The following is a 10,506-nucleotide window of genomic DNA, read 5'->3' as shown; positions in this document are numbered from 1 at the left end:
ATCCCGGGGATCGAGATGTTCAGCAGCGGCAACACGGCCATGACGACGACGAGGACGGCACCGACGACGAAGGGGATGAAGGCCCCGGTGCGCCCCGGCACGAGGTGGGAAACTCCGGTGGTGACGGTCATGCTTTCCTCCCCATGAGCCCGGTGGGTCGCACCAGGAGCACGACGGCCAGCAGCACGACCACGATGAAGTCGCCCGTGCCGCTGAGGTAGACGTTGGCGAACTGCTGCAGTATCGCGACGAGCACCGACGCGATCGCGGCCCCCGTGAGCGAGCCGAGGCCGCCGATGACGGTCACGATGAAGGCGAAGATGAGCAGCGTCGCGCCGAGGTGAGCCGACACGAACGTCGTGTAGTGCATGGCGAGCACCCCGCCGATGCCGGCCGCCGCACCGCCGATCGCGAACACGAGTGTGAAGCTGCGGCGCACGTCGATGCCGAGCGCGGTCACCATGGCGCGGTTCTCGACACCGGCGCGGATGATCATCCCGTACCGCGTCTTCTTCAAGAACAGCACGAGTGCGACGAGCACGAGCGCAGCGGCGATCATCAGCACCCAATAGGTGTTGGGGATGCGCGCTCCGAGCATGTCCGTGGTCTCCTTCAGCCAGGCGGGACCGGCGATGTTGACGGCATCGGTTCCCCAGATGCCCTCGAACAGGGCGACGGCCGCGAAGGAGAGTCCGACGGTCACGAGGACCTGCTCGATGTGGCGTTCGTAGAGCGGTCGGATGAGCACCAGCTCGGTGAGCGTCGCGAACACCGCACCGACGATGGCGCCGACGAGGATCGAGACGAGGAACGATCCCCACGATGCCGTTCCCAGCGCCTGCGCCACCTGCCACCCGATGAATGCACTGAGGGTGAGGAAGGCGCCGTGGGCGAAGTTGAGCACGTGCATGAGCCCGTAGATCAGGCTCAGCCCCGATGCGACCAGGAAGTACAGTGCTCCGAGGCCGACACCGGTGAGAAGGATGAGGACGATGCTGCTCATGAGTGCACCTCCGCGCTGACGCCCAGCAGTCGCGTGGTCAGCGCGTCGTCGTCGAGGATCTGGCGCGCGCTGCCGGTGTGGACCACGCGTCCTCCGGCGATCACGATCGCATCGTCGGCCAGGGTCCGTACGACGTCGAGATTCTGTTCTACGAGCAGGATGGGCACGATCTTGGCAGCCTCCTGCAGGGCTCGCGCGACGTCGTCGACGATCTTCGGAGCGAGTCCCTTGGTCGGCTCGTCGACCAAGAGGATGCGGTTCTCATTGAGCAGCGCTCGCGCAACCGAGACCATCTGCTGCTGTCCGCCGGAGAGCGTGCCGGCGAGCTGTGATCGCCGGGCCATGAGGTCGGGAAAGAGCTCGGCGACGAAATCACGGCGCGGCTTTCGGTCGCGCTCCGCGAGGGCCAGATTCTCGGCGACGGTCAGGCCGGCGAACACCTCGCGGTCTTCGGGGACGTAGCCGACGCCGCGCTGGACGATGCGATGGGTGGGAAGGGCGTCGATGCGCTCACCCGCGAGCACGACCCGACCCCGACGAGAGATGAGACCGAGGACCCCGCGCATGGTCGAGGTCTTGCCGACCCCGTTACGGCCGAGGACGGCCGTAATGCCCGTTGCCGGCACCTCGAACGAGACGTCTTCGACGACCTGCTGACCCGCGATGGATGCCGACAGGTGCGTCACGGTGAGGATCGGTGCGCTCATGCGGCCGACTCTCCCGCCGGATGCAGACCTCGGCCGAGGTAGGCGCTCTGCACGAGAGGGTTCTCCATGATCTGCGCGGGCGAGTCGAAGGCGATGATCGACCCGGAGTACATGACGGCGACCTTCTGGACGAAGCCCATGAGCACGTCGATGTGGTGTTCGACCATCAACACCGTGCACCCGGTCGCTTCCTGCATCTCGCGGATCGTGTCCACGAGTCCCGCGACGTCGCCGGAGGCGACCCCCGCCATCGGCTCGTCGAGCAGCACGATCTTCGCCTCGGTGGCGAGCAGCACGGCGATCTCCAGCTTGCGCTTGTCGCCGTGGGAGATGTCGCCGGCCGCCGTGTCCAGCTTGTGGGTGAGCCCGACCTTCACGAGCTGGTCGAGGGCGAGTTCGGTCGCGGCATCCGTTCTGCGGGGAAATCGCAGCAGCGAGAAGCTGCCGCCGAGGCCGACCTGAGCCGCTAGGCGCACGTTCTCCAGGACGCTGAGTCGCGGAAAGAGGCTGGATGTCTGAAAGGTGCGCCCCAGCCCCGTCCGCGCTCGCTGTGCGATCGACGCGCGGGTGATGTCGACGCCGTCCATCACGATGCGACCTGCGGTCGGCCGTGCGACGCCGGAGATCACATTGAACAGCGTGGTCTTTCCGGCGCCATTCGGCCCGATCACGCCGACGATGCTGCCGGGCGCGACATCCAGGTCGACGTCTTTCAGGATGGTCGCTCCGCCGATCTGCAGGCCGAGGCCGTCGATCAGGAGTGCGGACGGGACGGGGGTGCTCATGCGGCTTCGCCTCGCTTTCGGATGCCGTCTCGCCGACTACTTCTTCGCCGGGGCGACCTGGTCTGCCGGCACGGTGTCGACGAGCTCGGGCGTGAAGCTGCCGCCGTTCGCGACGAGCTTGACCTGATACATGTCCTGGATCAGGGCGTGGTCGCCGGCGCGTACGGTGAGCGAGCCCTTCGGGCCCTGGAAGGTGTAGTTCTCGAGGCTCTTGACCATGGCCTCGACGTCGCCCTTTCCTGCCTTGACGGCCTGCACGACCATCAGCGCCGCGTTGAAGCCGTCGGGAGTGAAGAGGTCGGGCGTTCCACCCGCCGTGGTGACGGCGTCGATCATCTTGGTGTTCACCTCGTTGTCCGGCGCCCCGGGGAAGTAGTAGTTCAGGAACTTGATCTTCTCGGAAGCGGCTCCATACGCCCCGAACGTCGCCGAGTCGCCGAGCCCCGTGACCACCGGCACGGCGTCCAACACGCCCTGCTGGCTCATGGACTGCCACATGGCGCCCGATGTGGCACCTGCCCAGGCGACGAAGACGAGGTCAGGCTTGGCCGCCAGCACCTGCTGGGCGAACGGCGTGAACTCGGTGACGTCCTCGGCGACCAGCACGCTGTTCACCGTGGCTCCCTTCGCCCCGAGGATCGCCGTCACGGCGGCCTCGTTGCCCTTGCCGAAGGCGTTGTTCTGGGCGAACACCGTGACGGTCTTGCCCTGGAGGTCGCCGAGGAAGGTGCCCGCCGTGGCGACGTCCTGCGCGGACTGACGACCGCTGCGGAACGTGTAGGGGTTGACACCGGTGAGTGCATCCGCAGCGGCCGGTCGTGCGGACGCTGAGACCGAGCCGGGATGCGATCGCCGCGTTGGAGTGGGTGCGAGCGAGCAACGCGATCTCGGTCTCCCGCGCCGACAGCGCGTCGGCACCGTCGTCCGCCCCCGCTGTTCGAGAGACCGCTGCGGTCAGCGGGATGTCGGCATCCGCTTTCAGTGCGTCGAACGCCACCCGGATCGCGACGCCGAGCTCCGACGACGTGCTCTCGCGCTCCTGCCTGCTGCGCGCCGCGAGAAGGAGCAGCGCCAACGGCACGGTGCGGTCGTCGCCGAACTCTCTCGCCATCGTGACGAGGCGCTCGGGGTCGCTGAAGGAGGCCACCCCCAGCGCGAACAGCTTCTCCGGATCTTGGCCGTACGCCTCGATCATGTAGCTGCGGAAGAGCTCCAAGGAGGAGATGTCCGGCCAGATCGCGAGCCCGATCCGCACGGTCATGAGGGCGGCGAAGAGTCGACGTTCACCCTTCAACCGCTCGGCGAAGCCGCGCATCGCCTCCATCGCGCGCGTGGGAGCATCTTGGATGAGGAGCCGGAGGATGCCGCCGAGCTCGCCCTGCATCCCGGGCAGGGCGTCGTCGGAGACATCGAGACTCTCCGCTTCTGCCTCGAAGAAGGCCGCGATGCTCGTGTCCCCGAGCCACAGGTTGATGAAGGAACCCATCCACAGCAGGGATCGGTACAAGCCATTGTTGACGGTGCCCGACGGCCCGTAGGACAACGCCGAGTCGACGACGTCGAGGGCCTCATCCCAGCGGGCGAGACCCAGCAGCGACAAAGACGCGACGTAGGCATGCAGCAGAATCCCTGCATGGTCGCGAGCGTCCTGCGCTTCCTGGAAGCGCGCGAGGCTGCGGTCGAGGGCGCGCTGCGCTTCGCCGCCGACGAGTTCGGTGAGCGCCTCGACGAAACCGACGAAGCGCCGGACGATCTGCAAGCCCGAGTCCGGAACCCGCGAGACCCACTCCGCCGCGACCGCGAAGCGTCCCTCGATGAGACTCGCGTAGGCGAAGGTGGAGATGCAGAGCGCCTCACCGGCCGTTCCGACGATGCCGACGTCGGAAAAGACCTGCGTCGGATCGTCGCCGATGCTGTCGGCGCCGTGCGTGAGAAGCCGACTGAAGATCTCGAGCGAACGCGCCCAGACGGGAAAGAGTGTGACCAGTTCGTGGAAGATCTCCGACGATCGCGCATCACCGCGACGACTGCGCCCCGCCCACAACGAGTGGAGGAAGGCGAAGTCGAAGCCCTCCTCGGGCGTCGCAGCCGATGCCAACGGGGTGACATCGAAGACGGTGCGCAGGGTGCGCTCGCTGCGGGGGACATCCAGCAGCGTCTGCACGTAGGGCAGTGCCGTGCGCACGGTGGGAGTCTGCTCCCAGGCCGCGGCAAGCTCGAGAAGGCGTTGATCGACGTGCTCCCGGAAACCCCGCACCGACAGCGCCACGCTCGCCGGGGCGAGAACGCCCGGAGTGAAGGAGGCGGCCTCAGAATCGCCCTGCAGCCCCGCAAAAGCATGACCCGAGGTGTCGAGGAAGAAGTCCTTCAGCGCGGGCGGATTCAGGGCGATGCTGTGGCCTGCCGATGTGGTGATCATCGAGATCAGGCCGCGCCCCTCGAGGTCTTTCACGGTCTGCTCGTCCACCCGAGTACAGGCCTCGGGTTGCGGGCGTGAGTGGACGACGGCCAGATGCTCCAACCCGTCGAACGATGCGGGATCGAGGCCGGCGAGCCTGGTTTCGAGCCAGGCGTCCGTATGGGGGTTGCGGAGGTTCTGGCCGGTCATGACCCATCGGTCCCCGCGAAGCTCGATCAGGCCGTTGTCGCGGGCGCCGTCGAGGGTCGCAAGCGCGAGGCCGGTGATGCCGTGCGACTTGGCGAAGATGCGCGACACGATCTCGGTGTCGGGGCGCCCACCCAGCTGATCCTGGAGCAGCGCCGCAGTAGCGACGAAATCCAGCGGGCGCAGGTCGACGCGCCGGCCCGGGTCTCTCGTGTAGCGCACCCCGTTGCGCACGAGCGCCCCGATGCTCCACGCGCGAGACAGCACGACCGGTGCCCCCGTGCGGTCGGCGGCCGCCTGGATCACACTCAACGTGCTCCGGTCCACGTTCTCGATGCTGTCGATGATGACGGCGCGCTGCGCAGCGCCCAGAAGGGCAGCGGATGCCGCATCCACGAGACCGGCGTACGACACGGGAGCGCGCGAAGCCGGCAGCGTGACGAGGGACTGCTGCAGCGCGAAGAACTCCCGATCGCGCATGTAGGGCGTTCCAGTGATCACGAGCAGAGTGAAGCCCTCCGCTTCGAGCGTCGTCCGCAGCTCTGTGAGCAACGTCGTCGCACCCACGCCGCCCGGACCGCAGACATGGGCGGATCGTCCCTCACGCACACAGGCGAGGAGAGTTCGGAGCTCGTACGTGAACATGAACATCGTCTCCCCACTCTGTCACCGGGGGAACATTTCAACCAGACGCGCGCTCGCGCGCGGGGAGCAACCCGAGGCCGATGACGGCGATCACTGCGACGACGAGCGCCGCCATGATCGGCGGCGACTTCACGGCGACAGCCACGTAGCCCGCCCAGGGAATCGCGAGCACGACGCGCTCCGCTGCCCCGACGACATAGGCGTCGGGATCGACCGTGGCGTTGGCGTCCCCTTTCAACTCGACAGTCGCCCGTCCGTCGACGACCGACGTCGTCACCACGCGATGCGTGACGAGGCCGCGACCCCCCGGCCTGTTCACCGTGATGATGTCGCCCGGTCGGATCTCGTCCGCGGACGTCGGCACGACCAGCAGCAGCGAGCCCACGGGCAATGCCGGCTCCATCGATCCGGAGATGACGACCTGGGGGCGCATCTGGAAGAGGAGGCACACGATGACGATCAGCGCGCTGGCGACCCCGAGGAGGGCGCCGAGCCAGAGACCGGCGCCCCGCAGCATTCGAAGCAGACGCAGGAATCGCCGCGGCGCCGCTGCACCGGCATCCGCCGCGGCATCGCGCTCTGTCATGGGCGAAGAGGGGAGGGAAGTCGTCATGAGATATCAACCGTTCAAGCGTGGTGGAGGGGGAGGTTGGGTGTCAGGCCGAGCGCCCGACGACCTCCAGGTGGAGTGCGAGGTCTCCGCCGGTCAGATCGTGAAGGCGGGGATCGTCGAGGAGATGCAGCTTCACGGTCAACGTGCGCACCGCACGGGCCGCGGAGCTCGGAACGGTGTCACCGTCGGCGAGCCGAATACCGGCCGCGGCGACGAGACCGAGGTCGGCGCGAAGGCCGTCACCGCTCATCGCGACACCGGTCGCGGGGGTGTCGGGCGTTCCCGCGAGGACGCTCGACGAGCCGTCGGCATCCATCGACACGCTGTAGCGGACGAAGGGAGCGAGCGTGCCGGCGGCGGTGAGACGAAGGGCCATGCGGCCGTCCGCGGCGAGTGAGTTGTTGAGAACTGCCAAGGAGAGAACGGCGGTGTTGCCCGGCACGAGGTCGCCGGTGTCGACGTAGGAGACGGTGACGCGGCCGTCGCGCGGCAGGCGCGCGATACCCGCGCTGTCGCGAACGGCGATGCCGAACTGACCGGACGCAGCGACGGTGACCACCGCCTTGTCGGTGAACGCGGCCCACGATCCGACGGCGAGCGCGCCGACGACGAGGACGCCACACGTGCACACGGCGACGCACGCGAGGCGCCGCGCGCGGCGGTGGGCACCGCCGATGAGCAGCAGACCGGCGACGAGGATGAGCGCGAGGCCCGCCACGACCGCCACCGCCAGGTGGTCGCCGTTCATGCCCGTCGCCGCGAGGGCTCCACCGGGCCGGATCCCCTCGCTGTCGACGCGCAGCGTGACCTCGCCCGCCGCCGTGCGGAAGGAGTCGTCGGCGGTGGTCGGCATCTGCGCCGTGAGGACCACGCAGGCGCTCTCATCCGCGGCGAGGCGGCCGAGGTCGATGCGGGTGCGGCGCAGCTCGTCGGCGCTCAGCCCGTCGGCGAGGACGATGCCTCTGTCACTTCGCAGGGTGACACGCAGGCCGTCCTCAGCCGTCACCGCCGGCCCCGCCGTCGACGGCACGGTGAGCGTGGCGGTGCGCGTGAACCCCGGCGAGGGTGCACAGTAGCGCGCATCGACCGCATGGCCCGGCGCCGGCGCACGAACGGCGATCGATTGGCTGCTCTGTGCCGCAGCCGGCAGCGGTACCGCTGCGGCGAGAACGAGCGCACTGCCGAACCCGAACGCCAGGACGGCGGCCGGCCGGCGCAGACGCCCGGCCCTGCGCGCCACGCGCCCGGCCCTCCGCGTCGTCGTCGGGGCGGTCACGAGAGCTTCTCCGTCAGCGTGACGGTGCGACCACCCGTCGTCTCCGCAGTGACGGCGATGGCGGGCACGACCGTCGCGGCAAACGCGGATGGCGGCGCGGCCGGCGCGAGCCACACACGCACGGTGAGCGCAAGCCCGTCCGCGGCGGGAGTGGGCAGAGGAAGCCCCGCCCCGCCGTCCAGCGCGGAGATCTCGGCAGCCGTCAGGGGTGCGCCGGAGGGCAGCAGGCTCGCACCCGCCGCGCGGACGTCGAACAGCAGCCACGGCGCGTCGGGGCTGGGGTCGACCAGTCGCGCATGCATGACAACGTGCGGGGACGGAGTGAGCACGTGGACGTTGACGGTGAAGGAAGCCGTCGCCACCGCGGGCGGGCCCACCGGCGCGCTCGCCAGGTAAGCGACCTTCTGCGCACCGTCGGTGTCCACCGTGATCTCATGCGGATGGGCCGCGTCAGGATAGCGGTCGTCCTCCGACGGCCCCTGGGCGAGGCGAACGCCGCCCGACTGGGTCGTCGCGGCATCCACCCCGCTGGTGAACGCGGCACTCGTCGCCACGACGGGTGCCGCCGACAGAGCCACCACGAGCGCGGTAGCCAGGACGATGAGGCCGCCGCGCGGAGGGCGCGGGCGCTCGGTCCCAAGGAGGAAGGCGGTCACGGTGATTCTCCTGTCATGTCAGCGGTTTTCCGCGTGCACGCGAACACGCACACCGGTAAGGCGATCGATGAGGGACGGTGGCGCGTCCGCGGAAAGCGCCACCGTCAGGCTGACGCGGCGGACGTCGCCGGCAGACAGCTCGCGGTCGACGAGTCCCGCGACGCGGCCGGTTCCCTCGAGTACCTCTCGGCCCTCGGTCACGGCGCGGAAGCAGAGGTGATCGAAGAACTCGTCCTGTGCCTCCTGCTGGAGCGGCGGCACGATACTCATCGTGACCGCGCCGGAAAGCTCAGCGCTGGCGTTGCGGATGAAGAGGTACACCGTGACAGCGCCACCGGGATGCAGGTACAGCGGCCCGCCGTCCGTGCGCAGCGGCACGACGCTGCGGCGACCGCCTCCCGGACGCCAATCCTCCGCGGTCGGGAGCCACCGGCTGTCGGCCGACGCGGCGACCGACAGCCGGAAGGCATCCTCTCCGGGTGCCGAGAACACGACGAGACCCTCGTCCGTCCCTCGCGACACCCCGAGCGTGGCGGTGACCCCGCCGGCGCCCAGCAGGACGGCCGCCAGCGCGACCAGCATCGCTGCGGACGAGGGTCGTCGTGCCCGCATGCGATCAGTCCGTGCTCTTCGAGGTGCCGTCGATAACCGCCTGGATGGCGACGGCCCCGCCGTTCGCAGCGTCGGTCGCCGCCTGGGTGGTGCCCTCCTTCAGCGTGAGCTTCAGGTAGAGCACCGTTCCTGATTTGGGGCTCAGCGTGGACAGGTCCACTCCGGTGCTGCTCGATCCCGCCGTGGCGGGGATCGTCAACCCCGTCTTGGTCCACGTCGTCGGGACCTTCGATGCATCGGCCGTCTCGGCCACATCGACAGACAGCAGCTTCATGTAGGCGGCGTTGCGGTCGCCCTGATCCGACGTCGACGCCGCCGGCGTCGTGTTCTTGAGGGAGAGCTTGAGCGTCGACTTCCAGTTCTTCGACTCGTTCAGCACGGGGATCTTCACGACCACCGAACCTCCAGGAAGGAGGTTGCTCGCGCCCGGGATATCGGTGATCGCTGCAGAGTTCGGGAACGCTTCGACCCAGGTCTTCACGTCGCTCACGGTGTTCTCCATCCCCGTCGAGACCTGGATGTTGTACTTGTTGTCGGTGCTGCCGAACCCGCCGCCGCCGTTGAGATCGAGCAGCGCGGAATCGGTGAAGTAGGCGCTCGTGGCGAGCGCACCCACGCCGAGCAGCGCGCCCAGGGCGAGGAAGGCCCTCTTGCGGCCGCGGCGATCATCGTCGCGGGCGGTAGCTGTCGTTTCGGTCGTTGATGTCATCGGGATCAGTTCCTTGTCTGTGTGGTGCGCGGTCGTGTCGACGATGCGGGTAGTGCGGGATCACTCCACCGCACGCGATCGCCACAGAGTGCTTCGGGCCGCCGAATGAGCGCCGCGCAGGAGCATGCCCCCACCGAATGAGTGATCGACGCGGCGCCAGGGAGTGTTCGCATCCCCACGCGCGATGACACGCATTGCCCTGCGGGGCCGCTATGGTGCGCGCCGGCGCGCAGCTGGCGGTGCGGATCGCCGGCGCCACTCAAATCCCGGGGGGCCGGCACTCAGCGCCGCACTCGGACGCCTCCCACGCACGCGGGAGACACCTGCGCTCGTGCTGCGGTGGTCTCCGGTGTGCACGGAAGGGACGGCCTTCGATGCACGAAAGGGGAGAGACCATGACCGTGAAGCAGACGACGAACCCAGGGGGCAGGTCGTTCGAGCGCGAGCGCGACGAGTCCCTCCGCATCGCACGCGCCATCATCTTGGGACTGATCTTCTCGCCCGTCTTCTGGATCGTGGTCGTCATCGGCTCACGTCAGGTGGGGGCGCTCCTTGATCTTCAGTGACCGCCGGTCCCGCATGCACACGGCGTGCGATCGATCCGAACCCCGAGACGAGTACGCCTATGTCATCGTCGAGACGCGCCTGCAGTCACGCACCGACGCCGAGGCCGAGAACTCCGATCAGATACGACACCGTTGGTCGGAGCTGAACGAATGGGGCGCGATGGGGTACGAGCTCCTGCACACCGTCACCATCGCCACCGGGAGCCGGACGACGATCTTCGACACCCTGCAGTTGCACGTGCGCCCCTGAGCGCGCCGGCGGGCGCCGCGCGGCGCTGAGCGAGAAACCATTTTCGCGCCGAGACATCTCTGCAGCGGGGGTTTCTCGG

Annotated in this window: 10 protein-coding genes and 1 pseudogene; 2 read left to right on the top strand and 9 right to left on the bottom strand. The window is 68.6% G+C overall.

Going from position 1 to position 10,506, the window contains the following annotated elements:
• Positions 1-127 precede the first annotated feature (127 nt).
• From I5I_RS09750 to I5I_RS09710, 9 genes and pseudogenes are all read right to left on the bottom strand, one after another.
• The gene (locus tag I5I_RS09750) at positions 128-1,003 is read right to left on the bottom strand and encodes a branched-chain amino acid ABC transporter permease (RefSeq protein ID WP_036318851.1); all 876 of its coding nucleotides are present in this window, start codon (positions 1,001-1,003) and stop codon (positions 128-130) included.
• Positions 1,000-1,710 carry an ABC transporter ATP-binding protein gene (locus I5I_RS09745; RefSeq protein ID WP_036318848.1) on the bottom strand — a complete coding sequence of 237 codons (711 nt, stop codon included), beginning with the start codon at positions 1,708-1,710 and terminating at the stop codon, positions 1,000-1,002. The genes I5I_RS09750 and I5I_RS09745 overlap by 4 nt, the downstream gene beginning before the upstream one ends.
• A complete protein-coding gene (locus I5I_RS09740) occupies positions 1,707-2,495 on the bottom strand; it encodes an ABC transporter ATP-binding protein (RefSeq protein ID WP_036318846.1) in 789 nt (262 codons plus the stop codon). The genes I5I_RS09745 and I5I_RS09740 overlap by 4 nt, the downstream gene beginning before the upstream one ends.
• 36 nt (positions 2,496-2,531) lie before the next feature.
• Positions 2,532-3,311 (bottom strand): annotated as a pseudogene (locus tag I5I_RS09735) (ABC transporter substrate-binding protein); the annotation flags it as partial.
• A gap of 2,471 nt (positions 3,312-5,782) precedes the next feature.
• Entirely contained in the window at positions 5,783-6,331 is a 549-nt protein-coding gene (locus tag I5I_RS09730; RefSeq protein ID WP_036318843.1) for a signal peptidase I, read from the bottom strand.
• 70 nt (positions 6,332-6,401) lie between these two features.
• Entirely contained in the window at positions 6,402-7,598 is a 1,197-nt protein-coding gene (locus tag I5I_RS09725) for a hypothetical protein (protein WP_187289935.1), read from the bottom strand.
• Between the two features lie 32 nt (positions 7,599-7,630).
• Positions 7,631-8,290, bottom strand: coding sequence for a hypothetical protein (locus tag I5I_RS09720; protein ID WP_036318839.1), 660 nt, complete (start codon positions 8,288-8,290; stop codon positions 7,631-7,633).
• Between the two features lie 18 nt (positions 8,291-8,308).
• On the bottom strand, positions 8,309-8,872 hold the full coding sequence (locus tag I5I_RS09715) for a hypothetical protein (protein ID WP_036318836.1): 564 nt from the start codon (positions 8,870-8,872) through the stop codon (positions 8,309-8,311).
• 34 nt (positions 8,873-8,906) lie between these two features.
• A complete protein-coding gene (locus tag I5I_RS09710; protein WP_036318834.1) occupies positions 8,907-9,611 on the bottom strand; it encodes a hypothetical protein in 705 nt (234 codons plus the stop codon).
• A 395-nt stretch (positions 9,612-10,006) separates the two neighbouring features.
• Between I5I_RS09710 and I5I_RS17135 the strand changes: the two genes are divergently transcribed.
• Together I5I_RS17135 and I5I_RS09705 are read left to right on the top strand one after the other, a co-directional pair.
• Positions 10,007-10,177, top strand: coding sequence for a hypothetical protein (locus tag I5I_RS17135; protein ID WP_162722431.1), 171 nt, complete (start codon positions 10,007-10,009; stop codon positions 10,175-10,177).
• Entirely contained in the window at positions 10,164-10,427 is a 264-nt protein-coding gene (locus tag I5I_RS09705; protein ID WP_187289934.1) for a hypothetical protein, read from the top strand. The genes I5I_RS17135 and I5I_RS09705 overlap by 14 nt, the downstream gene beginning before the upstream one ends.
• The last annotated feature ends 79 nt before the right edge of the window (positions 10,428-10,506 follow it).

Origin of the sequence: Microbacterium sp. B24 (assembly GCF_000333415.1) — a bacterium.
Lineage (GTDB): Bacteria > Actinomycetota > Actinomycetes > Actinomycetales > Microbacteriaceae > Microbacterium.
This window is presented reverse-complemented; position numbering and strand designations above follow the sequence as displayed.

Excerpts from the sequence above, each read along its gene's own strand:
- I5I_RS09745 (WP_036318848.1), bottom strand. The coding sequence starts at position 1,710 with ATGAGCGCACCGATCCTCACCGTGACGCACCTGTCGGCATCCATCGCG.
- I5I_RS09750 (WP_036318851.1), bottom strand. The coding sequence starts at position 1,003 with ATGAGCAGCATCGTCCTCATCCTTCTCACCGGTGTCGGCCTCGGAGCA.
- I5I_RS09740 (WP_036318846.1), bottom strand. The coding sequence starts at position 2,495 with ATGAGCACCCCCGTCCCGTCCGCACTCCTGATCGACGGCCTCGGCCTG.
- I5I_RS09710 (WP_036318834.1), bottom strand. The coding sequence starts at position 9,611 with ATGACATCAACGACCGAAACGACAGCTACCGCCCGCGACGATGATCGC.
- I5I_RS17135 (WP_162722431.1), top strand. The coding sequence starts at position 10,007 with ATGACCGTGAAGCAGACGACGAACCCAGGGGGCAGGTCGTTCGAGCGC.
- I5I_RS09730 (WP_036318843.1), bottom strand. The coding sequence starts at position 6,331 with ATGACAGAGCGCGATGCCGCGGCGGATGCCGGTGCAGCGGCGCCGCGG.
- I5I_RS09715 (WP_036318836.1), bottom strand. The coding sequence starts at position 8,872 with ATGCTGGTCGCGCTGGCGGCCGTCCTGCTGGGCGCCGGCGGGGTCACC.